This is a genomic window from Devosia sp. ZB163, from assembly GCF_028613635.1.
Taxonomy (GTDB): Bacteria; Pseudomonadota; Alphaproteobacteria; order Rhizobiales; family Devosiaceae; genus Devosia_A.
In genome coordinates this window covers 1,242,963-1,269,532 of record NZ_JAQRMY010000001.1, presented here as the reverse complement: position 1 = coordinate 1,269,532, position 26,570 = coordinate 1,242,963, and the positions used below count along the sequence as shown (strand labels likewise).

Annotated in this window: 24 protein-coding genes; 20 read left to right on the top strand and 4 right to left on the bottom strand. The window is 66.9% G+C overall.

What is annotated here, in order from left to right; genetic code table 11:
• Positions 1–270: 270 nt before the first annotated feature.
• The 18 genes from PRN20_RS06480 (at position 271) to PRN20_RS06395 (ending at position 17,045) form a co-directional block, all read left to right on the top strand.
• Positions 271–1,164, top strand: a complete 894-nt coding sequence (locus PRN20_RS06480; RefSeq protein WP_273956418.1) for a S1C family serine protease — start codon at positions 271–273, stop codon at positions 1,162–1,164.
• Between the two features lie 27 nt (positions 1,165–1,191).
• The gene (locus tag PRN20_RS06475; protein WP_273956417.1) at positions 1,192–2,214 is read left to right on the top strand and encodes an AAA family ATPase; all 1,023 of its coding nucleotides are present in this window, start codon (positions 1,192–1,194) and stop codon (positions 2,212–2,214) included.
• Positions 2,189–3,121 carry a DUF58 domain-containing protein gene (locus PRN20_RS06470; protein ID WP_273956416.1) on the top strand — a complete coding sequence of 311 codons (933 nt, stop codon included), beginning with the start codon at positions 2,189–2,191 and terminating at the stop codon, positions 3,119–3,121. Before PRN20_RS06475 ends, PRN20_RS06470 begins: the two co-directional genes overlap by 26 nt.
• Positions 3,122–3,168: 47 nt before the next feature.
• Positions 3,169–4,257, top strand: a complete 1,089-nt coding sequence (locus tag PRN20_RS06465; protein WP_273956415.1) for a VWA domain-containing protein — start codon at positions 3,169–3,171, stop codon at positions 4,255–4,257.
• A gap of 167 nt (positions 4,258–4,424) precedes the next feature.
• Positions 4,425–4,619 (top strand): hemin uptake protein HemP, encoded by a 195-nt coding sequence (gene hemP, locus PRN20_RS06460; protein ID WP_273956414.1) that lies wholly within the window; start codon positions 4,425–4,427, stop codon positions 4,617–4,619.
• 1 nt (position 4,620) lies between these two features.
• Complete coding sequence (locus PRN20_RS06455; RefSeq protein ID WP_273956413.1) at positions 4,621–5,058, top strand: hypothetical protein; 438 nt, start codon at positions 4,621–4,623, stop codon at positions 5,056–5,058.
• The gene (gene tolQ, locus PRN20_RS06450) at positions 5,058–5,771 is read left to right on the top strand and encodes a protein TolQ (RefSeq protein ID WP_273956412.1); all 714 of its coding nucleotides are present in this window, start codon (positions 5,058–5,060) and stop codon (positions 5,769–5,771) included. The genes PRN20_RS06455 and tolQ overlap by 1 nt, the downstream gene beginning before the upstream one ends.
• Positions 5,771–6,208: an ExbD/TolR family protein gene (locus tag PRN20_RS06445; protein ID WP_273956411.1), complete on the top strand. Its 438-nt coding sequence runs from the start codon at positions 5,771–5,773 to the stop codon at positions 6,206–6,208. Before tolQ ends, PRN20_RS06445 begins: the two co-directional genes overlap by 1 nt.
• Positions 6,208–7,332 (top strand): energy transducer TonB family protein, encoded by a 1,125-nt coding sequence (locus PRN20_RS06440; protein ID WP_273956410.1) that lies wholly within the window; start codon positions 6,208–6,210, stop codon positions 7,330–7,332. Before PRN20_RS06445 ends, PRN20_RS06440 begins: the two co-directional genes overlap by 1 nt.
• A gap of 16 nt (positions 7,333–7,348) precedes the next feature.
• A complete protein-coding gene (locus tag PRN20_RS06435; RefSeq protein ID WP_273956409.1) occupies positions 7,349–8,146 on the top strand; it encodes a HugZ family pyridoxamine 5'-phosphate oxidase in 798 nt (265 codons plus the stop codon).
• On the top strand, positions 8,143–8,658 hold the full coding sequence (locus PRN20_RS06430; RefSeq protein ID WP_273956408.1) for an invasion associated locus B family protein: 516 nt from the start codon (positions 8,143–8,145) through the stop codon (positions 8,656–8,658). The genes PRN20_RS06435 and PRN20_RS06430 overlap by 4 nt, the downstream gene beginning before the upstream one ends.
• A 146-nt stretch (positions 8,659–8,804) precedes the next feature.
• The gene (locus PRN20_RS06425; protein WP_273956407.1) at positions 8,805–11,117 is read left to right on the top strand and encodes a TonB-dependent hemoglobin/transferrin/lactoferrin family receptor; all 2,313 of its coding nucleotides are present in this window, start codon (positions 8,805–8,807) and stop codon (positions 11,115–11,117) included.
• A 55-nt stretch (positions 11,118–11,172) separates the two neighbouring features.
• Entirely contained in the window at positions 11,173–12,915 is a 1,743-nt protein-coding gene (locus tag PRN20_RS06420; RefSeq protein WP_273956406.1) for an ABC transporter ATP-binding protein/permease, read from the top strand.
• Between the two features lie 7 nt (positions 12,916–12,922).
• Entirely contained in the window at positions 12,923–13,627 is a 705-nt protein-coding gene (locus tag PRN20_RS06415) for a hypothetical protein (RefSeq protein ID WP_273956405.1), read from the top strand.
• Positions 13,628–13,799: 172 nt separating this feature from the next.
• Positions 13,800–14,357: an acyloxyacyl hydrolase gene (locus tag PRN20_RS06410; RefSeq protein ID WP_273956404.1), complete on the top strand. Its 558-nt coding sequence runs from the start codon at positions 13,800–13,802 to the stop codon at positions 14,355–14,357.
• Between the two features lie 51 nt (positions 14,358–14,408).
• Positions 14,409–14,957 (top strand): hypothetical protein, encoded by a 549-nt coding sequence (locus tag PRN20_RS06405; RefSeq protein ID WP_337956224.1) that lies wholly within the window; start codon positions 14,409–14,411, stop codon positions 14,955–14,957.
• 84 nt (positions 14,958–15,041) lie between these two features.
• Entirely contained in the window at positions 15,042–16,172 is a 1,131-nt protein-coding gene (locus PRN20_RS06400) for an alpha-D-ribose 1-methylphosphonate 5-triphosphate diphosphatase (RefSeq protein WP_273956403.1), read from the top strand.
• 66 nt (positions 16,173–16,238) lie between these two features.
• Positions 16,239–17,045 (top strand): alpha/beta fold hydrolase, encoded by an 807-nt coding sequence (locus tag PRN20_RS06395; protein WP_273956787.1) that lies wholly within the window; start codon positions 16,239–16,241, stop codon positions 17,043–17,045.
• Between the two features lie 150 nt (positions 17,046–17,195).
• On the opposite strand, the gene PRN20_RS06390 is transcribed toward PRN20_RS06395, so the two are convergent.
• The 4 genes from PRN20_RS06390 to PRN20_RS06375 all read right to left on the bottom strand — a co-directional run bounded on the left by PRN20_RS06390 (position 17,196) and on the right by PRN20_RS06375 (position 24,349).
• Entirely contained in the window at positions 17,196–18,245 is a 1,050-nt protein-coding gene (locus PRN20_RS06390) for an aldo/keto reductase (protein WP_273956402.1), read from the bottom strand.
• A 283-nt stretch (positions 18,246–18,528) separates the two neighbouring features.
• On the bottom strand, positions 18,529–19,956 hold the full coding sequence (locus tag PRN20_RS06385) for an efflux transporter outer membrane subunit (RefSeq protein WP_273956401.1): 1,428 nt from the start codon (positions 19,954–19,956) through the stop codon (positions 18,529–18,531).
• 28 nt (positions 19,957–19,984) lie between these two features.
• Positions 19,985–23,113, bottom strand: a complete 3,129-nt coding sequence (locus PRN20_RS06380; protein ID WP_273956400.1) for an efflux RND transporter permease subunit — start codon at positions 23,111–23,113, stop codon at positions 19,985–19,987.
• 3 nt (positions 23,114–23,116) lie between these two features.
• Entirely contained in the window at positions 23,117–24,349 is a 1,233-nt protein-coding gene (locus tag PRN20_RS06375; protein WP_273956399.1) for an efflux RND transporter periplasmic adaptor subunit, read from the bottom strand.
• A gap of 162 nt (positions 24,350–24,511) precedes the next feature.
• Here PRN20_RS06375 and PRN20_RS06370 point away from each other — a divergent pair, with 162 nt between their 5' ends.
• Together PRN20_RS06370 and PRN20_RS06365 are read left to right on the top strand one after the other, a co-directional pair.
• Positions 24,512–25,186 carry a response regulator transcription factor gene (locus tag PRN20_RS06370; RefSeq protein WP_273956398.1) on the top strand — a complete coding sequence of 225 codons (675 nt, stop codon included), beginning with the start codon at positions 24,512–24,514 and terminating at the stop codon, positions 25,184–25,186.
• Complete coding sequence (locus PRN20_RS06365; protein ID WP_273956397.1) at positions 25,183–26,568, top strand: sensor histidine kinase; 1,386 nt, start codon at positions 25,183–25,185, stop codon at positions 26,566–26,568. Before PRN20_RS06370 ends, PRN20_RS06365 begins: the two co-directional genes overlap by 4 nt.
• The last annotated feature ends 2 nt before the right edge of the window (positions 26,569–26,570 follow it).

The window sequence follows — 26,570 nt, the reverse complement described above, 5'->3', positions numbered from 1 at the left end:
AAAACTAGGTCGCAATAGTCCCTCACTTTTCAGAGAGCGTTGCATGTAGCGCCGCTTTTGCACTTGGCAGTGCGGAGGCCGCTCCACTAGCCTCGATAGCACAGGGAGGGGGAAGCCTATACTCGAGCGCGGGAGCGTTTGATGGCGAGAAGGCGACCGCTCTACAGCCGGTCTCAGAGACCGCGGAGCGCAGGGAGTTCCGCGTTTACGCCGCAAGGTGGCGCAACGCCGGTTTACCTCGACCCCTACAACGAAACCCGCGGACCGACTTTGCGCCAGCGCATTGGCGGCTGGTGGCATGGGCTTTACAGCCGTCACCAGGGTCCCGTGCTGGTGGCGAGCGGGGCACTGGTGACCATCCTGCTGATCGGCGCCTACGATCTCATCGCGCCAGACCCGCAGCGCATCACGGACTGGCAGTTCACCACCGCGGTCAACAAGGTGGTGGACGAGCGCCCGCGCGGCGCGAGCGTCGAGTCGATGGCCTACGCGACGATCATCCCCTCGGTCGTACGGGTGGACGGATATGGCGACGAGGCGGACGATCCCTCCACCGGTCCGACCGAACCGAAAGCTCCCACCGCGGAAAATCCACCCGAAGGCAACCTCCAGGAGGACTTCCATGAGGAGTTCACCGCCGTCGGAACCGGAGTGGTGATCGACGAGCAGGGAACGATCCTCACGAACCTCCATGTCGCGGGGGCCGCCAAGCGCCTGCGCGTGACCTTCGCCGACGGCTCGGAATCGCCGGCCATGATGGTTGGCGCACGGCCCGAAAGCGACCTCGCCGTCATCCGGCCGTTCAACGTGCCCGACGAGGTGCACCCGGCGACGCTGGCCTCGAGCGCCAGCCTCAACCCCGGCGACGCGGTTGTTGCGGTCGGCTTCCCGTTCGGCATCGGCCCCTCGGCCTCGGCGGGGGTCGTGTCCGGCCTCGAGCGCTCGCTGGCCCAGGAGGGGCGGGCCGCCTTGCAGAATCTCATCCAGTTCGACGCGGCGGCCAACCCGGGCAACTCGGGCGGACCGCTGGTCAACGCCGATGGCGAGGTGGTGGGGATCGTGACCGCCATCCTCAACCCATCGGGCCTGCGCACGTTTGCCGGGATCGGCTTTGCCGTCCCGATCGAAAGCGCCGCCTCGGCGGCGGGGGAGAATCCGCTCTAGCCTTCAACCAGAACCCGACGGGGAAACATGGACGACAGCACATCGAAAGACTCCGGCACGGCCGTCGCTTCACTGATGGAGCAGGTGCTCTACGAGGTGAAGAAAGTCGTGGTCGGACAGGACCATTTCCTCGAACGCGTGCTGGTATCGCTGCTGGCCAAGGGGCACCTCCTGGTCGAAGGCGTGCCGGGCCTCGCCAAGACGCTGACGGTGAACACGCTGGCCGACGTGATGCAGGGCACGTTCAAGCGCGTGCAGTTCACGCCCGACCTCGTTCCCTCCGACCTCGTCGGGACGCGCATCTACAACCAGAAGACGGGTGACTTCTCGACGACGCTGGGGCCGGTCTTCTGCAACCTGCTGCTCGCCGACGAGATCAACCGCGCGCCCGCCAAGGTGCAGAGCGCCCTGCTCGAGGTGATGCAGGAGCGCCAGGTCACCATTGCGGGCGAAACCCACAAGGTACCGAACCCGTTCGTGGTGATGGCTACCCAGAATCCGATCGAAACCGAGGGCACCTATCCGTTGCCCGAGGCCCAGGTCGACCGGTTCATGATGAAGGTCCTCGTCGGCTATCCAAGCGAAGAGGAGGAATTCGTCATCGTCTCGCGCGTCACCGGCCTCATGCAGGCGGTGACGCGAGTGGCGACCACCGAGCAGCTGGTGGGCCTGCAGGCCAAGTGCCGGCAGCTTTTCGTCGATCCCTCGCTGATCCAGTTCGCCGTCAAGGTGGTGGCAGCGACGCGCGACCCCGAAAGCGCCGGCCTCGACGACATGCAGCGCTTCATCACGTTCGGCGCCAGCCCGCGCGCGACGATCAACATGATCGAGGCCGGCCGGGCGCTGGCGTTCCTGCGCGGACGCGACTACGTGCTGCCCGAGGATGTGCTGGACGTGACCGCGGACGTGCTGCGCCATCGGCTCGTCCTCTCCTACGAGGCGATCTCGGAATCGGTGACGCCCGACCAGATCGTCGGCCAGATACTCAAGGCCATCCCCGCCCCCGAAAAGCCCCTGGAGTCTCATGTCCGCATCGCCGCGACAGGCTGAGAAGCTGCTCGGCCGCCTGGAGTGGACTGTCATCCGCCGGCTCGACGGATTGCTGCAGGGCGACTACCGCACGCTGTTCCGGGGTTTCGGGCTCGATTTCGCGGACCTGCGGGAATACCAGGCATATGACGATGTCCGGCATATCGACTGGAACGTGACGGCGCGCACGCAGGTGCCGCACGTTCGGATCTACAACGAGGACCGCGACGTCACGGCCTGGTTCCTGCTCGACCTCTCGCCGTCGGTGGATTTCGGTTCAACCGAGGTCAGCAAGCGGCAGATGCTGACCGAGTTCACGGCGGTGGTCTCGCGGCTGCTCAGCCGGCAGGGCAACAAGGTCGGCGCGATCCTCTTCAACGGGATAAGCGACTACGTCGTGCCGCCCCACGCAGGGCGCCGGCACGTGCTGCACATGCTCGACAAGGTGCTCGCCAACCCGCGGTTGCTGCGCTCGCCGGAAACGGACCTCAATGCCTTCCTCGGCCGGGCACTGAGCGTGATGAAGCGGCGCACGATCTGCTTCGTGGTGTCGGACTTCGTGTCCAGGCCGGGATGGGAGCGCGGGCTCAACCAGTTGGCCCGGCGGCACGAGACGATCGCGGTGCGGCTCATCGATCCGGTGGACACGGCGTTGCCCGACATGGGGATGCTGCTGTTCCAGGACGCGGAGACGGGCGAGCAGCTATTCGTCGACACGGTCGACAAGCGGTTCCGCCGGCGTTTCGAGGCTCTCGCGGCGCACAACGAAGACCGTCTGATGGACGCCTTCGCTGCCGCTGGCGTCGATGTGCTCGAGCTCTCCACGACAGACGACCTCGTCGACGCCGTGCTGCGCTTTGCCCACATGCGCAAGGTGCAGTCGCGACTCGGCGGTGGAGGTGCGCTGCCTGCCCTCGCAGGCGCATAGGCCCCGGTTCCATGGCGGAACGGGGAAGTTAGACGACGGGTGACGACATGACCTTCATCTGGATGCCCATGCTGTGGCTGTTGCTGTTGGTGCCGCTCCTGATCGGCGCTTACATCTGGCTGATGCGGCGCCGGAAGAGAGCTGCGGTGCGCTATGCCAACCTTGCGCTCGTCAAGGAGGCCATGGGCAAGACAGCGGGCTGGCGCCGGCATGTGCCCCCGGCCCTGCTGCTCGCGGCGCTGACGGTCCTGATCATTGCGGTGGCGCGCCCGGCGGCGGTGGTCGAACTGGCATCGTCCCGCGCCACGGTGATCCTCTCGATGGATGTTTCGGGGTCGATGCGGGCCCGGGACGTCGAGCCCTCCCGCATCGCGGCGTCGCAGACTGCGGCCAAGGAGTTCATCAAGGCCCAGCCGGCCGACGTGCAGATCGGCATCGTGGCCTTCGCCTCGGCGGCGGTGCTCGTCCAGGCCCCGACCATCGACCGCGAGGCGCTGTACCAGGCCATCGACATGTTCGACCTGCGGCGCGGCACGGCGGTGGGATCGGGCGTGCTCGTAGCGCTCAAGACGATCTTCCCGGACGAGAACTTCAACCTCGAAGGCGACGATCTGCGCGACGCACTGGGTCTGCCCAGCGTCGGCGGCGCGGGTGTCAACGGCAATGTCCGGCAGACCGGTGAAGTGGACGGACTGCTGTCGGCGACCGAGCCCGAGAAGCACATTCCCGTAGAGCCGGGTTCCTATGAGAGCGCTGTGGTGATCCTGCTCACCGACGGGGCGACGACCACGGGCCCCGACCCGCTCGCAGCAGGGCGGCTCGCCGGCGATTATGGCGTCAAGGTCTATACCGTCGGCTTCGGCTCGGCGACGGGCGACGTCGTCGACTTCGGCGGCCGCTCGATGCGGGCGCAGCTCGATGCCGAGACGCTGCAGGCGATCGCCGATGCGACCGAGGGCGAGTACTACGAGGCCAAGAGCGCCACGGACCTCAGCGACGTTTACAAGTCGCTGTCGTCGCGCCTGATCACCGAGAAGAAGCTGACCGAGATCGCATTCCTGTTCGCGGGGCTGGGTGGGCTTCTCGCGGCAGCGGCGGCCGGCCTGTCGTTGTGGTGGTTCGGGCGCGTAGCGTAGTCCGGGAGCGGCGCCCCAACGCCCAGCGCCCGGGGGATACGGGCGATCATCAGCGGGTAGCGTGAAACCGGCAGGCGCGATGGCGACATTGCGGCGCTTGCGTGGCGCCGTAATTCTGATAATCACACTCATGTTTATGGCTGCACGTGGCGGTCGGAGTGACGAGAGTGCGACTAGACGACCTGCGAGACGTGACAGCGTTGCCAGCCTCGGCAACTGCGAACGACGGACACAATCCCGGCCAGCCGGTGTTCAGCACCGAGGAACTGTTCGGCGGCAACACCGAAATCGGCATCACCCACCAGGGGCTCGTCTACCGGCTGCGCATCACGCGGCAGGGCAAGCTCGTGCTGAACAAGTAGGATGACCATGCGCTTCGCTTCCGCCCTGATCGTCGCCACCCTGCTGGCATCTCCGGTCCTCGCGCAGGACGCTCCGGCCACCGCGCCGGCCGGCCTCGCGCTCGAGCTCAACGCGCTGACATCAAGCGAGACCGGCTGCCGCGTCACCTTTCTCGCCACCAATTCGCTGGGCACCGAAGTGACCCGCTCGTCCTTCGAGATCGCGCTGTTCGGCGCGGGCGGCGGCATCGAGCGGCTCGTGTCGCTCGAGTTCAAGGCCATGCCCGAGGGCAAGACGCGCGTGCTGCAGTTCGATATCGGCGAGGTCGGCTGCGACACGTTGAGCCGGGTGCTGATCAACGACGTCGTCGCCTGTGACGGCGAGGGGCTCGACCCCAAGGTCTGTTTCGATCGCCTGACGACGCTGTCGCGGCTCGACAAGGTGGAGTTCGGCGTCTGATGGAGACCGTGATCGAAGCCGTGGAGCCGATCGTCGCTCACGACATGTCGATGTTCGCCCTGTTCATGCAGGCGGACTGGGTGGTGAAGTCGGTGATGCTGGGGCTGCTGTTCGCCTCGGTCGCCTGCTGGGCCATCATCTTTTCGAAGAGCGCCGCCTATGCGCGGGCGCGGCGCGAGATGAAGGCGTTCGACAAGGTGTTCGCCTCGGGCGAGCCGCTGGGGGCCATCTACGCGCGCATCAAGGACAAGCCGCGCCAGGGGCTGGGCGCCCTGTTCGCCGCTGCGATGGAGGAATGGAACGGCTCGCATGCCGAGAATGCCGCCAACCCGGCAGGCCTGCAGGCGCGGCTGAGGATCGTGCTCGACACGACCGTGGCAGAAGAGAGCGAGAAGCTCGACCGCAGCCTCAGCCTGCTTGCGACGGTGGGCAGCGCCGCGCCGTTCGTGGGCCTGTTCGGCACGGTGTGGGGCATCATGAACGCCTTCACCTCGATCGCCGCAGCCAAGTCGACCAGCCTTGCCGTCGTGGCGCCCGGCATCGCCGAGGCGCTGTTCGCGACGGCGCTGGGGCTGCTCGCGGCCATCCCGGCGGTGATCGCCTACAACAAGCTGAGCGGCGACTCCGGACGCATCATCGGGCGGCTGGAGGCCTTTGCCGATCGTGTGTCGGTACTGCTGTCGCGCCAGCTCGACGCCCGGGGGAATGCCTGATGGGCATGTCGATGCAAAGCTCGCGCGGCAGGCGCGGACGGCGCGGGGGACCGATCGGCGATATCAACGTGACGCCGCTGGTCGACGTGATGCTGGTGCTGCTCATCGTCTTCATGGTGACCGCGCCGCTGCTCGCATCGGGCGTGCCCATCGACCTGCCGCAGACCAATGCCCCGGAGCTCAAGGTCGACAACGCCAAGCCGCTGACGGTGTCGATCAACTCGGCCGGCGAGATCTACCTGGGCGAGGACCGGATCGCGCTCGAAACGCTGCTCTCCTCCGTCGCCACGGCGGCGGGCGAGGCCGGCAAGGAGCAGCGCATCTACCTCCGCGGCGATGCCGACGCCGATTACGGGCTCATCATGGAGGTCATGGGCGAGCTGTCGGGCGCCGGCTATGCCCGCATCGGCCTCATCACCCGGCAGCGCGAGTCCTGATGATGCGCAAGGCCGCCGCCGCCTCATTCGCCATTCACGCCGGCCTCATCGCCGGGGCCTGGGCCTTCATGCAGATGGGCCCTGTCGTGTCGGAAACGGATGCGGAATCGGTGTCGGTGGACATCATCTCGATGGACATGGTCTCGACCGATCCCAGCGAGGTGGTGACGGAGTCCAACCAGACGCTGGTTTCGGCCGGGGCCGAAGTCGAAGCGATGGAAGTGCCTGAGGTGGCGGAGTCCGAGCCGCTCGTGGCGGAGGCGGTCCAGCCGGTACAGGCCGTCGCCGCCGCCGTTTCGGCGGAGCCGGTGGAAGCGGTCGAGAGCGAGGAAATCGCGTCGGCCGAGGTGCTGAGTGCGGCGGTCGAGACGGCTCAGCCGGTTGCCGGCGACGTGCCACAGATCGTGAGCGAGGCCGCAACGATCGTCGCGGAGAGCGTGACGCCGTCGCAGTCGGATCCGCTCGATGCCATCCGCACGGCGACTATCCGCGAACTGACGCCGGAAACGCCTGCACAGGTGCTGCCGCAAGCGCTGGTGAAGCCGGTCGAAACGATCCAGCCGGTGCAGGAGGCGAGCCTCTCGCCGACCGTCGAGGAAATCACCGAGGTCGTGCCCATCCCGAAGCCGCGGATCGTTCGCGAGCCGGTGGAAGCCAGGGCCGAGCCGATCAAGGAACAGCCCAAGGCCGAGCAGCCCAAGAAGCAGCCGGAGAAGAAGCAGCCCGAAAAGAAGCCGCCGAGCAGGCAGGCCAACCTGGGCAACGGCGGCGCGGCCGACGCGGACAACGCCGCGAGCAAGAAATCGGGCGGAGGTCAGGGCAAGAAGGACGATGGCGGCAGCGCTGCGGCCAGCAAGTATCCGGGGCTCGTCGAGGCCAAGGTGGTGCGGGCGGCGAAGTACCCGAAAAAGGCGAAGGGCGACGATGGCGAAGCTTTGGTGAGCTTTGTCGTGGGCGCCAGTGGTAAGCTGGTGCAGGTCGCGCTAGCCCGCAGTTCGGGGAATGCCGCGCTGGACGACGCCGCCATCGCGGCGGTGAACCGCGCCGCGCCCTTCCCCCCTATCCCCGAAGCTGCGGGACGATCGAGCTGGTCGTTCACCGTGCCTCTCTATTTCAAGAAGTAGTCTCAGGAGTTCGACTATGCAGGAAGAAAAGAAGAAGGACGTGATCCTCGAGACCACGCCGGATGCGGTGCGGATGGGCAAGACGCTGGTGCGTACGGCCCGCTCGGCGGCGCTGGCGACGATCGAGCCGGGCACCGGCTGGCCGATCGCGACGCGCGTGGGCGTATCGACCGATTTCGACGGGACGCCGATCATCCTCATCTCGAAGCTCGCCGCGCACACGCCGGCCCTGCTGGCCGATCCGCGCTGCTCGCTGCTGGTCGGCTATCCCGGCAAGGGCGACCCGCTGGCCCATGCGCGCATGAGCCTTGCCTGCGAGGCCCGCGAGGTCGAGCGTGACAGCGAGGAGCACCAGCGGCTCGACAACCGCTATCTCTGCCACCAGCAGAAGGCCAAGCTCTATTCGAGCCTCGGCGACTTCCGCTACTTCCGGCTCGAGGTGAAGAGCGCCTCGCTGAACGGTGGCTTCGGCAAGGCCTTCGCGCTGACGCGCGAGGACCTGATCAACGCCAACCCGGCCAATCCGGAACTGGCGATGACGGAGCCGAGCGCTGTCGAGCATATGAACGACGACCACACCGAGGCCGTCGGCCTCTATGCCGAGCACTTCGCCCGCGCTCCCGCAGGCAACTGGCGGCTGGTCGGCGTCGATGCGGAAGGCATGGATCTCGTCGACGGCGACGACGTGCGACGCGTCTGGTTCGAGACCGAACTCACCTCGAGCAAGGACATGCACATGACGCTGGTGCGCATGGCCGGCGAGGCTCGGCGCGCGCTGAACCGCCCGCTCAAGGACGCGAGGACGGCATCGTGAAGGCGCTTCTGGTCGCGGCAACGCTCGTTGCCGCCTCCCCTGCCCTGGCGCAGGAGGCTAGCCTGCCGGGCGGCGCGTCCTCGCTGAGCGAGACACATGGCAGCTGGTCGGTGAACTGCGCGCTGGTCGAGGCCAAGAAGGATTGCGGCTTCAACCAGACCGTCGGCAACCCCCAGACGGGCAGTCCGCTGATGGGCATGGAACTCGCCGCACCGGCGGTGAATACGGCCGAGGGCATGCTGCTGACGGCGTTCGGCCTGAGGCTCGATACCGGCGTGCAGCTGGGCATCGACGGGCAGCAGCTGGGCACGGCGCGGCCGTTCCTCACCTGCGTGCCGAGCGGGTGCCTAGTGCCGCTGCAGTTCGACGAAGTGGCACTGAGCGCCCTCAAGGTCGGCTCGACGCTCGAGGTGACCGGCGTCAAGGTCGACGACGGCCAGCCCGTCACGGTGAACCTGTCGCTCGCCGGCTTCACGGCTGCCTACGAGCGCACCGCAGAGCTTGCCCGCTGACGGGCGAGCTCCAATTATTGTTGACTCAGTGGGTCCACTTTAATAGTACGTAAACGTACGCCCGCAGCAGGGCGTCGCAGCCAGCCACGCGGCGTGCAACGCGCCGACAGCCAGCCAACAAACCGGACTTTTCTTTGGGGGCAGGCATGTCTTATCGGCCGCGTCGCGCCGGCGTTTCCGCGCGCGCATCAGTTTCACCCGTTCATCTGCTGGGGGTCAGCGCCATCGCACTCGCCTGCGCGCTGCCCCAGCCCGTCGTCAGCCAGGAGCTGACGCAGGCGCAGACGACGATCCTCAAGCGCATCACCGTCATCGCGCAGCGCAGCAGCAAGAGCGTGCTCGAGGTGCCAGCCACGGTCTCGGTCATCGACGCCGAGACGCTGGCGAAGCACCAGGTCCGCGATATCCAGGATCTGGTGCGCTACGAGCCGGGCGTGCAGGTCACCCGGGGCAACTCGCTGACGACGCCCTGGTCCACGCTGGATGGCTTCACCGTCCGCGGCGTGAGCGGCAACCGCGTGCAGATGCAGGTGGACGGCTCGCGCACGATGGAGAGCATCATCGACGGCAGCCGCGACGTGATCGATCCGTGGAACATGAAGCAGGTCGAAATCGTCAAGGGACCGGCCGGCGTGCTGTGGGGCGCGGACGCGCTCGGCGGCGTGGTGTCGTTCGAGACGCTCGATCCCGAGGACGTGCTGGATGGCAGCGACAAGCCGTGGGCCGTCGAGATCAAGACCGCCTATGACAGCCTCGACAAGAGCTTCCGCCAGCAGATCAACGCCGCCTACGACTTCGGCAATGGACTGCAGGTGCTGGGCACGCTCGGACACCTGTCGGGCCACGAGGCGACGCTCTCCAATGCCCGCGCCGACGGCGGCATCTGGGGTTGCCCGCGGCTTCCCAAGTGGACGTGTGACCGGTTCTTCCCGACCGACGTCAATGCCTATGACGGCATGGCCAAGGCGGTGTGGACACCGAACGACGAGCATCGCATCGAGGTGATGGCCGAGTTCTACAGCCGCAAGTCGGACGTCTTCCAGATGTACGACTCGAGCTCGAATGCCGTGACCGGCGTGCCGCAGACCTCGTCGCAGTACAATGTCGACGAGTGGGTGCGGACAGTGAATATCGAGCGGCCGCGCTTCGCCATCGAGCACGAGTGGCAGGTGAACAACGACTGGCTCGACTCGGTGACCTGGAACCTGAGCTACTCGCCCCAGCGGCGCGGCACCGACAGCTTCAAGCGGCAGGTCTATGCTGTGCCCAAGCCGCGCTACACCGAAGCGCGGCAGGTGCGCGACTACGGCGAGGAGTTCCTCGAGGCCGAGATCCAGGCTGTCTCCAGCTTCGACGTGGGCGGGAGCAACCACACGCTGACCTACGGGTTCGATGGCGACATCACCAAGGCGGACTACGTCGACTTCAACAAGACCTACAATTCGGAAACTGGTGGCACCACGGAGTCCGAGTACAACGGCTTCGCTTTCCCTGACTCGGAAACGGTACGCGCCGATCTCTACATTCAGGACGAGATCAGGCTCCTCGACGAGAAGCTGACGATCACGCCGGGCCTGCGTTACGCAACCTACTCAATCGATCCGACCAAGGGGAAAGCCCCCAAGCCCCTGCCGGGGTTCGAGCCGGAAAAGATCGACTCACAGACGCTGATCAAGAGCCTGTCGGCCAGGTACCAGTTCACCGACGCCATCTCCGGCTATGTCGCCTACAACGAAGGCTACAAGATGCCGACCAGCCAGATGCTGTTCGTGTCGAACATCAACGCCTTCACTGGTGCCGAAGTCGTTCCCAACCCGAACCTGCGCCCGGAGACCGTCAAGAGCTACGAGGCAGGCCTGCGCGGCGAGTTCGAGAACGGCTGGATCAGCGCCACGGCCTTCCATGCCGACTACACCGACTTCATCTCCCGCCTCGAGGAGATCGCGCCGGACCGGTTCACGGCCCTGAACCTGTCCAAGGTGAAGCTGTCGGGCATCGAGCTCGCCAGCGAGTTCGAGGTCTACGAGAACCTGTTCTTCAACACGGCGATTACCTACCAGTATGGCCGCATGCAGCGCTCGCCCGATGTCGCCGAAGGCTGGTACGAGCCGGCGACGCCGCTGACCGCCGTACTCGGCCTCCGCTACGAGCTGCCCGAGAACAACCTCGAGCTCGAGGTAATGGGCACCTTTGCAGCCGGGCCTGAGCATCGCAACGACCCCAACGCCTTCAAGCCGGACGGGTACGCGATCTTCGACGCTTACGCCAAGTGGGAGCCGACCGAGAACATCGAGCTGACCGCGGGCATCCAGAACATCTTCGACACGCGCTACTTCCCCAACACCATGACCGGCTACAACACACCGGGCAATGGCGGGGCGGACGCCGGCAACTCGCCGGGCGAACTGCAGACGGCACCGGGACGCACCTTCAAGCTGGGCGCCACCGTCAAGTTCTAACCCCTGCCGGGAGGGCTTCCGAGCCCTCCCCTTTTTTTGCTTTCCGGAGACCACGATGATCCGTGTGCTGGCCCAATTCTGGCGGCTGCTCAAACTTTGCATTTCGGGCAAGGGCGGCAAGCTCGGCATCGTGCTCTACCTGCTGGTGCTGGCGCTGGAGCTGGCCTCAATCCCCGTCACCCTCAAGATGATCGAGTGGAGCAAGGCGTTCTACGACGCGTTGCAGCAGATGAACGGTGAGGAGGCGCTGCGGCAGGTCGGGGTGTTCGTCATCCTCGTGCTGCTGGCCACGCTGTTCAGCGTCGGCGGCACCTTCGCCAGCCGCAAGCTGGAGATCCGCTGGCGCCGCTCGCTCACCGACGCACTCACCGACCGCTGGCTCAAGGACGGCAAGTATGTCGGCATCGAGCGGCGGCGGCATGACGGCAAGGACGCCGCGATCGACAATCCCGACCAGCGCATCGCCGAGGACTGCCGCTTCTTCCTCGCCGGTCCGGGCGCCGGCCACGGCTCGGAAATCGGGCTGATCGCGCTGTCGATCGACCTGATCTCCAAGGTCGTGGCGATCTTTTCCTACATGGCGGTGCTGTGGGAGCTGTCGAGCTACGCGCTGCCAGTCAACGTCAGCGGCCTGTCCTTCGAGCTGCCGCGCTACCTGGTGTGGGCGGCGATCCTGTTCGTGCTGGTCTCGAGCGGCCTCACTCACTGGCTTGGCCACCCGCTGAAGCGGCTCTACAGCGAGCAGCAGCGCCGCGAAGCCGACTACCGCTTCAGCCTGGTGCGCGTGCGCGAGAATGCCGAGGCGATCGCGCTGGGTGGCGGCGAGGCGGCCGAGCGGCGCGACCTCGACAACCGCTTCGGCGGCATCGTCGACAATTTCCAGCGCCTGATCGTGCAGGAGTTGAAGCTCCTCACCTTCAACTTCCCCTACCAGTATACGGTGCTGCGCATCCCGACCTTCATCGCGCTGCCGATCTTCTTCGCCGGCGCGGTGACCTTTGGCGGGCTGATGCAACTGGCCTCCGCCTTCTCGCAAGTGGTGGTGACCCTCTCATGGTTCATCTTCTCCTATCGCCGCCTCGCTGATCTCGTCGCCGCGTCGTCGCGTCTCGACGGCTTCCTCGACGTGGTCGAGGGTCCCGAGGCGCCGTCCGCCGAACTGAGCCGCACACCGTCGCCGGATGGCGGGCTCGGCGTCACGGGGCTGACGCTGTCGACGCCGCAGGGCCGACCGCTGCTGCACGTCGGCGACCTCGCGGTCGCCCCCGGCGAAGCCGTCTGGCTCTCCGGCGCGTCGGGCCTCGGCAAGACCACGCTGATCAAGACGATCGCCGGGACCTGGCCGCATGCCTCGGGCGCGATCCGCAACATGTCGGGCGAGAGCCTCTACCTGCCTCAGCAGAGCTATTTCCCGCCCGGCCCGATCCTCGATATCGTCGCCTATCCGCGCGTGCCCGAGAGCATCGGGCTGGCCGAGCGCAAGGCTGCCATCAACGCCGTGGGTCTTGGTGCCTGCCTCGACTTCAAGGATGGCAGCGCGCTGTCCGGTGGCGAGGCGCAGCGGCTGGCGCTGGCGCGCCTGCTGCTGCTGAAGCCCGACTGGGCGTTCCTCGACGAGGCGACCAGCGCGCTCGACGTAACCGCCGAGACCGAACTGCTGGCGCTGGTGCGGCGCGAATTGCCCGAGACCGCGCTGGTGATCGTCGCGCACCGCCAGCCCGCCGGTCTCGACGCCCTGCGCACCGTGCTGCTCGACGCCGCCCCCACGCCGCGCGCCGATACCCTCCTTCCTGCCTGAGGTTGCCATGCTCGACAAACCCACCACCCTGCCCCGCGCCCGCCTCGACGCCGATGCCCGCGACGTGCTCGCCACCCTGCCCGCCATCGGCCGGCTGATGGTGACGGCCAAGCATTTGGGCGCCACGCATGAGCGCATCGGCCAGGTGGAAAGCGTCACCTTCGAGAGCGGCTGGGCGGTGATCGCCGGCGCCGAGCACGACAGCCAGATCGAGCTTGCCGCGATCGGCGAGATCGTCGTCGACCGCACCAGCGTGATGAAGGACAAGGCCTATCCGCGCATCGACCTGCATCGGGCCGATGGCAGCTACATCTGCGGCATTGTCGGCTTCGACGGGATCGAGCCCTTCGATGCCGCGGTTGCTCCACTGGGCCAGGGGACGCCGATCGACCCCAGGCCCGAGGCACCGGGCGGCGAGCGCATCGAGGCGAGCGAGACCGATCCCGGCCGGCTGCCGCTCGAGGACGCCCAGGCCGCGGCGGCGTCGGTGGTGATCGGCTTCCGGCGGCCCGGCTTCAAGCAGTTCTGGCGCGGGACCATCGAGACGGTGAAGCCGGCCATGGGCTTCATCAACGTCATGCGCGCGGATTTCCACCTGCACCTCAAGGCGGGCGCCGTGGCCGAATGGCGCCGCGACAGCGTGACCGGCGAGCGCGAGGCCCACAATTCCGATGGCGAACCACTGGGCCTGACACTGGTTCGATCGCACTGATCGACGGCCAGTTCGCAACACAGTGCGATTGCGTACAAGCATCGTACAGTAAGGCGCGAGCAGTGGATTTGCGGCTTTCCCTGCGTTGCTTAAAATAGCGTGAAATCAATATGCTCGCCGCAGGAATCGGTTCCTGGGGCGGGCAATGCGGGCATCTTCAACGACTTTTGGCATGGCTGCCGTTTGCTTTGCCATGCTCGCCAGCAGCGCCTCCGGACAGGAAGTCGGCAATCAGTTCGTCCAGAACGTCTTCGGCTTTGCCGGGGTGGAGCTCGATGGCCTCGCCCTGCCGATCGGCCTTGAGGACAATTACCTGCTTGGCGTCGGCTACCAGCGCGCCTGGGGCGACTGGAACTCGCTCCTCTATGGCGTCGAAGGCGGCCTTGCCGGGCGGGTCAGCGACAAGTTCTCGCTCGAAGCGTGGGGCGGCCTGTTCGCGCGCTACAACTTCAATCTCGACACGGTGCGGATCGCGCCGGCCTTCACCTTCGGCCTCAGTGCGATCACCGACACGATGAACGGTGGCGAGAGCGACAATGTCGCCGAGTTCGGCGGCGATGCGACGCTGCTGTTCTACCTTGGGCCGGAGATCAGCTTCGGCCTGACCGAGCACCCCGAATACGAGGTCTTCGCACGCCTGCATCATCGTTCCGGTGCGTGGGGCACGCTCGGCGACATGCATGGCGCGACGGACGTCCTTGCCATCGGGTTCCGCTCATTCATCCAGTAGTTCGGGGCACGCGGCATGCGGGTAGCGATTGGTTCAGCCGGAGCCGTACTTGTGGCGATGCTCATGTTCGTCACGAGCGCCAGCGGCCAGTCGTTTTTCGACAACGGCCGCAACGCGGTCTTCAGCTTCGGCTCGGCCGTCCTCTCCGCGGACGAGACATCGATCGGCTTCGAGGACAATTACCTGCTCGGGCTCGGCTACCAGCGTGCCTGGGGGGATTGGGGAGCCCTGCTCTACGGGCTTGAAGGCGGCCTCGCCCAGCGGTTCGGCCAGACCTACACGCTCGAAGCGTGGGGCGGCATATTCGCCCGGTACAATTTCGATGTCGGCTCGCTTCGGATCGCGCCTGCCCTCACCTTCGGCCTGAGTGCCGTCACCGACCCCATGGTCGGCGGCGAGACCAACCGCCAGGACGACAACGGCGATGGCGACGCCCATCTGCTGTTCTATCTTGGTCCCGAGATCAGCTTCGGGATGGCCGAGCACCCCGAATACGAGGTCTTTGCCCGCCTGCACCACCGGTCCGGCGCTTGGGGAACCCTGGGCGAGATGCACGGCGCGGCGGATGCGGTCGCCCTCGGTGTCAGAAGCTTCTTCTAGCTTCGACTTCGCGACCGTCATTGCTTTGTCACACGGGATATGGATGTAGGCTCACTCCAATCGAGTCTGTCCTGGATACCCCACGTGAAGACCACCCTCGCCAATGCCCGCCTCGTACTCGAAGACGCCGTCGTCGAAGACGCCCTGACCTTCTCCCCCGCGGGGATCGAAGCCATCGGCACCGGAGGCGACGAGATCGACTGCGACGGCGATTTCATCGTTCCCGGCCTGATCGACATCCATACCGACAATCTCGAGCACCATTTCGTGCCGCGCCCGGGCGTACGCTGGCCGGCGACGCTCTCGGCGGTGATGGCGCATGACGTGCAGGTGCTGGGCGCCGGCACGACCACGGTGCTCGATGCGCTCTCCCTGGGCGACTACGACACCGGTGGATCGCGCACGGCGATGCTCAACGACGCGATCAGTGGCATCACCACCGCCAGGGAGCGCGGCCTGCTGAAGGCCGACCACTTCCTGCACTTCCGCTGCGAACTGTCAGATCCGGGCCTGCTCGGCATCTTCGAGCGCAACATCGACAACCCGGCGGTGCGCCTCTTGAGCGTCATGGACCACACGCCCGGCCAGCGCCAGTGGCACAATACCGGGCTCTACCGCGACTTCCGGCGCAAGAAGAACGCGCAGGTATGGACCGACGAGGAGTTCGAGCTCTACCTCGCCGAACGCCGCGAGCACCAGCAGGCGCTGGTCGTCCCGGGGCGCGCCGAGGTGGGCCGGCATGGTCGCGAGCGCGACATCATGATCGCGAGCCACGACGATACGAGCATCGCCGATGTCGAGGAATCGCATGCCGACGGCATCACCATCAGCGAGTTCCCGACCACCGAAGTGGCGGCGCGGCGGGCGCGCGAACTCGGCATGCAGATCGTGATGGGCGCGCCGAACGTGGTGCTCGGGCGCTCGCACTCGGGCAATGCCAGCGCCATCGGCCTCGCCGATATCGGGCTGCTCGACATCCTGACGTCGGACTATGTGCCCTCGAGCCTGCTCCACGCCCCCTTCATCCTCGCCTCGCGCGGCATGCCGCTCGAGACGGCGATCGCCAAGGTGACGGCGAACCCGGCGCGTGCCATCGGCTTTGCCGACCGTGGGCGGATCGCCCCGGGCCTGCGGGCCGACCTGCTGCGGGTGCGGCTCGTCGACGGGCAGCCGGTCATCCGCGGCCTGTGGGTCAACGGGCAGCGCTACTTCTAGCTGTCGAAACACCGGACCGCCGTTCGACAAGTTGCATCAGGCGATGGGAACTGGAATCGAATGGCCATGGATTTCCGCGACGACGATCTGGAGCGCTTCGAGCGCGAGGGGCCCGCTCCGCTGCCGGAGACGGTGTGGCAGGGCTATGTCGACAGCGACGGAGCGCGTATCTGGTGTGCCGAGTATGGCAGGGGCGCGCCCGTCATCCTGCTCCATGGCGGCATGGGCAATGCCGGCAACTGGGGCTACCAGGTGCCCGTGCTGGCAGCGGCGGGGCGCCGGGTGGTCGTGATCGACAGCCGCGGGCATGGCCGGAGCACGCGGGACACGCGGCCATTCAGCTACGAGCAGATGGCGACCGACGTGTTCGCCGTGATGGATGGGCTCGGCATCGAGCGCGCACCGGTCGTGGGCTGGAGCGACGGCGCCGTCACCGGCCTCGTCATGGCCAAGCGGGCGCCCGAGCGCATCGCCGGCGTGTTCTTCTTTGCCTGCAATGTCGATGAGACCGGCACGTTTCCATTCGAGATGACGCCGGAGATCGAGCGCTGCATCAACCGCCACAGGGCGGACTACACGGCGCTCTCGTCGACGCCCGAGGCGTTCGATGCGTTCGGGGCCGATCTCGGCACGATGCAGCGGACGCAGCCGAACTACACGGCGGCGGACCTGGCCGCGGTGCGGGTGCCGGTCATGGTGGCGCAGTCGGAGTTCGAGCAGTTCATCCGGCCCGAGCATGCGCGCTACATCGCTGCGAGCATCCCGGGAGCGGGGTATGTCGCGCTCCCGGGGGTCAGCCACTTCGCTCCGGTGCAACGGCCGGCGGAGTTCAGCCGGGTGGTGCTGGATTGGCTCGAGGGGCTAGAAAAGTGAGACGCCCAAGCGGGCAATCCCTCATCACCGGGCTTGTCCGGTGATCCAGTCGGCGCGTTGCACGACGTGAAAGCTCCCTCAAGCGGCAGACGCCGCGTGGCTGGATGGCCGGGACAAGCCCGGCCATGAGGGGGTCACAGGTGCACTCGACTAGCGCGGGAAGCGCGCGGTGTGGGCGGGTTCGGCTTCGGCCTTGCCGAAGGTGCCGGGCAGGTTGGTCGACATCCACTCGTAGGGGTAGCCGAGCTTGAGCGGCATGGCGTCGGTGAGCTTCTGGCGCACGTCGGCCGGCAGGTCGAAATCGCCGGCCAGCATGTTCTCCTCGACCTGCTCGACGCGGCGGGCGCCGATGATGGCGGCGGTCACGCGAGCATCGCCGAAGAGCCAGCTGAGCGCGACCTGGCTCGGGGTCTTGCCGAGTTCGGTCGCCGTCTCGACGACGAGGTCGATCATCTTGAGCGAGTCTTCGAACCAGTAGCGCGGCAGCGTGATGGCGGCCTGGATGCCGATGCGCGAATTGGCATCGGGCTTGTCGCTGCCGCGGTACTTGCCGCTGAGCATGCCGGCGCCGAGCGGGCTCCAGCAGATCATCGCGAGGCCCTGGTCGTCGCAGGCCGGGAGCACCTCGCGCTCGATGTCGCGACGCACGAGGTTGTAGAGGTGCTGGGCCGAAACCAGCGGCTCATAGCCCTTCAGCGCGGCGACGCCGTTCGCCTTGGCGATCTGGAAGCCATAGAAGTTGGAGCAGCCGAGGTAGCGGATCTTGCCGGCGCGGATAAGATCGTCGGCGGCGCGCAGGCTTTCCTCGATCGGGGTGTACGGGTCGGGACCGTGGAACTGGTAGAGATCGATGTAGTCGGTGCCGAGCCGCTTGAGGCTCGCTTCGCAGGCCTCGACGATGTTCTTGCGGCTGAGGCCGCGGGCCGTCATGGCCTGGTCGGACGGGAACCAGCACTTGGTGGCGACCACGAGGTGATCGCGGTTGTAGTCCTTGAGGGCCACGCCCAGCATCCGCTCGGACTCGCCGTTCGAGTAGCTGTTGGCCGTATCGATGAAGTTGCCGCCGCCTTCGACGAACTTCCTGACGATGGCGCTCGACCCTTCCTGATCGCAGCCCCACTGGGCGTTGCCAAAGGTCATGGTGCCAAGGCACAGACGCGAGACGAGCAGCCCGGAGCGTCCGAGATAGCGGTATTTCATAAGTATCCTCCGATTGCAGGCCTCCGTCCCTATTCCGTCGGCAGGCCCGGCCGCATCGAACAGCCTATTGGCGCGGAGGTAAACCCTTCTTGTGTCGGAGCGCGCCGGTTCCACCCCGTCTGGGCCGGATGGCCGGCACACGCCCGCCCATGACGGCTAGCTCCGCGGGCTCTACGTCCCGCAGGTCGCTGGCCCGGATGCGGCGACAGATGTAGCCGCTCGCCGATTGCTCGGCGAGCAGCGCAAAGGCAGACGAAGCGCAGCGTCTTCGCGCCCCGCCTCGTTAGCGCGACGAGCCGTCGGCTAGGGCCGACACTCCGCCGCCAATCGCAACGTTCAGGATCACGAAGTTCCTCGCATATTGCTGCGTGGCGCTCGCGAGCTGGGCCCGGGCGTCGAACAGGGCGCGCTCGGCGTTCAAAACGTCGAGGATCTGCCCCTGCCCGCTCTCGTAGGAGATGCGAGCGAGCTCGAGTTGCTTGGTGGCGCTGTCCTTCACCTTGGTCGCGCCGTCAATGCTGCGGCCATCGCGGCGGACGGCGGCGAGGGCGTTCTCGGTCTCCTCGATGGCGCGGCGCACGGCGGATTGCCACGAGATGTAGGCCTGCTCGACCCGCGACAGCGCGGCCTTGTGGTTGGCCTTGGAGCGCCCGCCGTCGAGGAAGGGCAGGTTCAGCGTGGGGCCGAAGCCCCAGCTGGTCGTGTTGCCCGCGGCGATCGAGGCGAGGCTGATGTTGCCGCTCAGCGTGAGCGAGGGATACATCTGGGCCTCGGCGATGCCGGCATTGGCCGTCGCCGCCATGACGGCGCGTTCGGCCGCCATGATGTCGGGGCGCTGCCGGATCAGGTCGGCGGGGATGCCGGCATTCACCTTGAGGCGCGGCCAGGGCTGGGGCGCGCCCTTCTGCAGGTCGGCCTGGAGCGAACCGGCGTTGTCGGCGGTCAGCGTCGCGAGGCGATTGACGCCGCGGATGAAACCGAGCTCGAGCGCCGGGACCTGGAGCGAGGCGGCATCGAGTGCACTCTGGGCCTGGATGACGTCGAGCTGCGAGCCGGCACCACTTTCGAGCAGCGTCTTGGTCAGCGCCAGCGTCTCCTGCCGCGTGCTGAGGCTCGAGCGGGTGAGCGCCAGGGACTCCTGGTAGTAGCGCAGGTCGATATAGGCGTTGGTGAGCTCGGAGAGGAACGCGAGGCGCGCCGTGTCGGCCGAGTAGTAGGCGGCATCGAGGTTGGCCTCGGCAGCGCGGCGGGTATTGGTGGCCACTCCGAACAGGTCGATCATCCAGGACGCGTTGCCCGCATAAGTGACCGAGGAGACCGGGCTGGCGTCGCCGGTCTGGCGGCGCGAACCGCCAGCGCTGCCCGAAGCCGTCGGCAGGGCGGTTGCGCCGGCGCTGATCATACCGGCATTGGCTTCGTTGATGCGCTCGACGGCCTGGGCGATGCCGAGGTTCTGGCCGAGCCCGCGCTGGATCAGCGTGTTGAGCCGCTTGTCACGGAAGGCGAGCCACCACTGCGTGCGGCTGTTGTCGACCGACTGCCTGGCACCAGAGGCGGCGAAGCTCACTGGTGTCGCCAGCGTCGGCTGCTGATAGCTGGTGAGGGTGGAGCAACCCGCCAGCAGCATGGCGGCCAGCGTCACCAGGGCCACATGCCCGGCGCGCGCGGGCAGGCGGAAGCGAGCGACGGGCGCCCGCATGGTCGAGTGCATGGGATTAGTCCTTCCTGGGGGATGCTGGTTATTCGGCCGGCGCCACGTGGGGTTCGGTGTCGTGACGGGTGGGCGCCTTGCCTCCGAACAGCCGCTTGAAGAAGCGGCTGGCGGAGTCGATGTAGGTCAGCATCACCGGCACCACGACGAGCGTCAGGAGGGTGGAGCTGATGAGGCCGCCGATCACCGCATGGGCCATCGGGGCGTTCTGGCTCGAGCCTTCATGCAGGCTGAGCGCCAGCGGCAGCATGCCGAACACCATGGCGAGCGTCGTCATGATGATCGGACGGAATCGGGTGCCACCGGCCTCGATGAGCGCGTCGTAGAGGTTCCAGCCGTCGCGCACATGCTGGTTGGCATTGTCGACCAGCAGGATGGCGTTCTTCACCACCAGGCCCATCAGCATGATGAAGCCGATCATCGACATCATGTTGAGGGTCGAGCCGCCGACGAGCAGGCCGACCAGCACGCCGATGAGCGACAGCGGCAGGGCCATCATGATGGCGACGGGCTGCAGGAAGCTGCCGAACTGGCTGGCCAGCACGAGGTAGATGAAGACAACGGCCAGCAGCAGCGCCGAACCGGCCGACGAGCCGATCTCGGCCAGTTGCTCGGCATCGCCGCCCATGGTGATGCGGTATCCCGGCGGCACCTCGATCTCGGCGATCGCAGCCTGGATCCTGGGCATCACGTCGCCGATGTTGCCGCTGCCGATATTGGCGTCGACCGTCACGCGGCGCGACAGGTCCTGGCGGTTGATCTCGGCCGGACCGGTCGAGGTCTGGATGTCGGCGATGTCGCCGAGCCGGATGACCGAGCTCTCGGTGCGGCTGATCGGCAGGTTGGTCAGGCGTTCGACATTGTTGCGCTCGCCTTCGGGCAGGCGGACCACCAGCTTGTAGGTCTGCTCCTCGGGAGAGGTCCACTCGCTGACTTCCTCGCCGCTCAGCATCGGCTGGAGCACCGCGCCGATCTGCTGGAGCGAGATACCGGCCTCGCTGGCAAGCTCGCGGTTGACGCGGATGCCGACGATCGGCTGGGCCGCCTGCAGCGAGGTTTCGACGTCGGTTAGGCCGGGGATTTCCTCGAGCTTGTTCGCCAGCTGGTCGGTGAGGTCGCCCAGCACGGTGAAGCTGTCGCCATAGGCGGTGATCTGAATGGGCTTGGTGAGGCTGCCGAAGCCGCTGGAGACGCCGACGATGGTCTTGACGCCGGGGACCTGGGCCAGGAGCTCGCGCACCGGCGCGGTCATCTCGTGCGGCATCCGCGCGCGCTCGCCGGGCGGCACCATGGTGACGACGACGGTACCGGCATTGTTGCTCGACACGCCGCGGCCGCCAGCGACCGTGGCATAGGTGCGCTCGACCTCGGGCATGGTGCGCAGCAGGGCTTCGACCTGCCGCACCTTCTCGCCGGTGTAGTCGAGCGAGGAACCCTGCGGGGTCTCGACCTCGACCTGGAACTCGCTGTTGTCCGTCGCCGGGGTCACCTCGAAGCCGACCATGGGGACGAGCAGGAAGCTGGCAAAGAACAGCACCACGGCAGTCGCGAGCGTCGCCACGCGGTGGCTGAGGCACCAGCGCAGCAGCGCGCGATAACCGCCTGCGCACCACTCGAAGAAGTGGTCGAACCTGGCCACGGCGCGGCCGAGGGGGCCGCGCTTGGCACCCGGCTCGGAATCCGGATCGTGCCAGACCGACGACATCATCGGGTCGAGCGTGAAGGCGACGAAGAGCGAGATCAGCACGGCCACCGAGACGGTGACGCCGAACTGCATGAAGAACCGCCCCATGATGCCTTCCATGAAGGCGACGGGGAGAAACACGGCGACGATCGAGAGGGTCGTCGCGAGCACGGCGAGGCCGATCTCGTTGGTGCCGTCGACCGCAGCCTGCAGGTGCCCCTTGCCCATGTGGAGGTGGCGCATGATGTTCTCGCGCACCACGATGGCGTCGTCGATCAGGATGCCGACCGACAGCGAGAGCGCCATCATCGTCATCATGTTGAGGCTGAAGCCGAGCGCGAACAGCACGGTCATCGTGCCGATGATCGAGATCGGCAGCGTCAGCGAGGTGATGACGGTCGAGCGCCATGAGTTGAGGAAAAGGAACACGATCAGCACGGCGAGCGCCGCGCCTTCGATGATCATGCTCTGCACGGTGTGGAAGGACTGCTCGACCGGCACGGCATTGTCCGACACCGTCTCGATACTGACGCTCGCGGGCAGCTCACGCTCCTGCAGTCGCTCGATTTCCTTGTGCACCGCCTTGGCGACGCCGACCGTGTTGCCGCCCTGGACCTTGATGATGTTGATCGCGAGGGCGCGCTCGCCGTTGATGAAGGCGAGGCTCTCCTCGTCGCCCTGACCCTGCGTGATGGTCGCGACGTCGCCCAGGCGGACGGCCTGGCCGCCGGTGCGGGCGACGATGATGTTGCGGAAGTCCTCGACGTTCTCGAGGCGGCCCTCGATCTGGATGGCCCGCGAGACGGCGCCCTCGGTGATCGTGCCGGCCGGCAGGTCGATGTTGTTCTGGCCGATGGCCGACATGACCTCGCCCATGCTGACGCCGAAGCCGTCGAGGCGATCGGGATCGACGAGCACATCCAGCTGCGCCGGCACACCGCCGACGAGATCGGCGCTACCGACGCCGGGAATGTTGCGCAGGCGGTCGACGACCACGTCCTCGGCGAGCTGAGTCAGTTCGCGCGCCGAGAGCGCATCCGAGCGCACGGCCAGCGCCATGATGGGCATGGCGTTGGGGTCGAAGCGCAGGATCTGCGGCTTGTCGGCGTTCGAGGGCAGGGTCGCCTCGATGGTGGCGATCTTGTCGCGCACCTCCTGCACGGCCTCGACGGAGTTCACCTCGAGGTCGAACATCATGATGATCATGGCAGCGTTCTGCTGCGCCACCGACTGCAGCGTATCGATGCCGCTGATCGAGTTCACGACATCCTCGATCGGCTTGATGATGTCGTTCTCGACCGATTGCGCCGAAGCGCCGGGGTAGCTCACCACGACCGCAACGACCGGGAGGTCGATGTTCGGCATCTGCTCGATGGACAGGCGCGAGTACGAGTAGAGCCCGAAGACCATCAACGCCACCATGACCATGGTGGCGAAGACGGGATGGCGGACGCTGATCTTGGTGAGGAACATCGATCAGTTCTCCAGCACGGTGACGTTCATGCCCGGCTCGAGATCATCGAGGCGACCCGAAACGAAGACCGTGCCGGCCTCGAGGCCGGCCGAAAGCTGAACCTTGCTGGCGCCGTTCCAGGAGCGGCCCGCCTCGACGGCGCGGCGCTCGAGCTTGCCGTCGACAATGGCGAGCACATGCTGGCCCTCGTCGTCCTGGCGCAGGGCGGCGGAGGGAACGGCCAGCGCTCCCGCGACCTCGTCGGTGACGATCTGGCCGGTGGCGAACATGCCGCCGCGCAGGACGCCATCGGCGTTGTCGACGCTCACCAGCACGGGCACGGTGCGGGTCCCCTTGGCCGCCACGGGGCTGATCCCCTGGACGGTTCCGGCGAAGGCGCGGCCGGGGATGCCTTCGACCGTGAGCGTCACGTTCTGGCCCTGACGCAGGGTCGGGCTGGCGCTGACGGGAACATAGGCGGTGAGTTCCATCACCGAGAGATCGACGACCTCGACCAGCGCGGCGCCGGGCGCGATGACCTGGCCCGGCTCGATGCTGCGGGCCGCGACCACGCCGTCGAACGGGGCGGTGATGGTGGCATTGCGGATCGACAGCTCGGCGGCGGCAACCCCGGCTTCGAGAGCCTCGAGATTGGCCTTGAGCGCTTCGATGCTGGCCCGCTCGGCTTCGACCGTCGCGTCGGGAGAGAGACCACGGGCCGCGAGGCCCTCGGTGCGCTCGAGCTGGCTCACTGCCTGCGCCAGCTGGGCGCGGGTCGCCGCGGCGGTCGCGCGCTGCTGCTGAAGCTGGATAGTCGAGGTTTCGGCGTCGACCTGCACGAGGACGTCGCCGGCCTTCACCGCGTCGCCGACGCGGACCGGGACTTCCTCGATGGTGCCGCTTACCTGCGAGGTGATCGCGACCTGGCGGCGGGGCGCGAGCGAACCGGTGGCCTTGAGCACCTCGATCAGGGTCTCGACCCTGGCCGTGGCGACGTCGATCGCCAGCAGCTGCTTGGTGACCGGCGCGGACGACTGCTCGACAGCTTCTGCCGGCGTCGAGGCCTTCGGGTTGGTGAACTGGGGAATGACGAAGGCCGCGGCGCCGCCGAGAAGGACGATGCCCACGACCACCACCCAGGGGAAGCGCGCGGGCTCAATTCCGGCCTCACGCAGTGCCTTGCGCTTGCGATCGCGGCGCGACATGGCCCATTCGGGCTTCACTGCACCTTGCGGCGGCTGATTGTGCTGATCCATCGTTGCGTCCTGGCCAGATTGGTCGGGCCCACCCCGCAAGGGGGCGAGCGAAGCCCCCCTAAATGCGGGGTCAACATTGCGCGAACATTGCGGGATGGGGGCCGAGGCGGCAGGGCGGGCATGCTGTTGCCTCGTACCTTGGGCGCGTGGCATGGGTAGGCCATGAGAATTCTGCTGGTCGAGGACGAGCCCGAACTCGCCTCCATGCTCCGCACTACCCTCGAGAAGCAGGGGTATGTCGTGGATCACGCCGCCACGCTGGAAGTGGCCGAAGAAGCGATCGCCATGATCGAGCACGACGTCGCCCTGCTCGACCGGCAGTTGTCGGACGGCGACGGCATCGCGCTGCTCGACCTCATCCGCAAGAAGCGCCCCAACCTGCCGGTCATCGTCATCTCGGCGCTGGGCAAGCCCGCCGACCGCGTTCATGGCCTCGACAAGGGCGCGGACGACTATCTCGCCAAGCCCTTCCTGATCGAGGAACTGATCGCCCGGATGAGGGCCGTGCTGCGCCGCCCGGCAAACGTCCAGACCGAGGCGATCATGGCCGGCAATGTCGAGTTCGACATCACCCGGGGCGTGATCCAGGTCGACGGCAATGTCCTCGAGCTGCCGCGGCGCGAGTTCCTTGCGCTCGAGGCGCTGATGCGCCGCCCCGGGCAGACGGTGCGCCGGACGACGCTTGAGCAGAGCGTCTACGGCGTCGACGACGAGATCCAGTCCAACTCGCTGGATGCCAACATCTCGCGGCTGAGGCGCAAGCTCTCCGATGCCGGGGCGAGCGTCGAAATCCACCCGGTGCGCGGCGTGGGCTACCTGCTGCGGACGGCAAAGTGACCGGCCCCACCAGGAAGTCGCTGTCGCACAACCTGACCAAGGGCATGATCCGCGTGCAGCTGGTCACGCTCGCGCTGTTCTTCGGGCTGATCCTCGTTGCCGTCTTCGTGCTGCCGGTCATTTCCGGCGTGCGCAACGTCCATCCGCCCGATCCCAATGCGGTCCGGATCATCGAGGAAGCGCTGACCTACGAGCCCGGCGGGCCGCTGAAGTTCAGCCAGACGCCGGAACTCAGGCGGCTCGCGGCGCAGTATCCCGACTTCTGGTTCATCGCCGTGGCCTCCGATGACAGCGACGCGACCTTCGGCACGTTCCCGCCGGAGGCGGCGGCACTACGGACCGGCCTGAAGGAAGTCGTGTCGCTTCAAGTCATGCTCGAGCTTGAATCGGGCAGCCCGACGCTGCTCGTACGGACGATCAACATGCCGGGCGGGCGAGTGAAGGTCGCCACTGGCGGCGGCCCCACGCTCGTGCTGCCCGCGATCATCCAGTCGCTGATCTTCTCGCTGATGGTCGCGACCTTCCTGGTGCTTGCCATTGCCAGCGGCATCGCCATCCCGCGCTTCATCCGCCGCGAGATGAAGGGTCTCTACGCCGCTGCCGAGGCGGCGGGCAGCATCGACGTCAACCAGCGCGGCATCCGCATCCCCGAAGCCGACCTGCCGGCCGAGGTGCAGAGCCTCGTCCACGCAGTGAACGAGGCCCTCGAACGGCTGGACTACGCCCATTCGCGCCGCGAAGCCTTCCTCGCCCGCGCCGCGCATGAGCTCAGGACACCCATCGCGATCCTCTCGGCCCGCATCGAGACGGCGGAACCGTTCGAGGGCCAGCAGAAGCTCCTCGCCGACGTGACGCGGCTGGGGGAGCTGACCAATCAGCTTCTGGATGTGCAGCGCCTCACTCTCAGCGACCCGGTGTTCGTACCGGTCGATCTCGTCGAACTCTGCGCCGGCGTCGTCGCCGACCTCGCGCCGCTCGCCATCGCGGCTGGCTACGAACTGGAGCTCGACGCGCCGGAGGGGCCGATGATGGTCGATGGCGACCAGGGCAGCCTGCAGCGGGCGGTGACCAACATCGTGCGCAACGCCATCAACCATGCCGGCAATCGCGGGCGCATCACCGTCACCGTCAGCGCACCGGCGACCATCACCATCACCGACGATGGCCCCGGCATCCCGGCCGGCGAGGAAGAAAACATCTTCGAGCCGTTCCATCGGGCCAAACCCTCCTCGGAGGGAGCCGGGCTGGGACTCAGCCTCGTGCAGAACATCGTCAACCGCCACGGCGCAACGATTGCCGCGGGCCATTCGCCAACCGGCGGGGCCAGTTTCACGATCACGTTTCCGCGGTCCGCCGAGCCCGCAATGTTGAGGCAATCTTGACG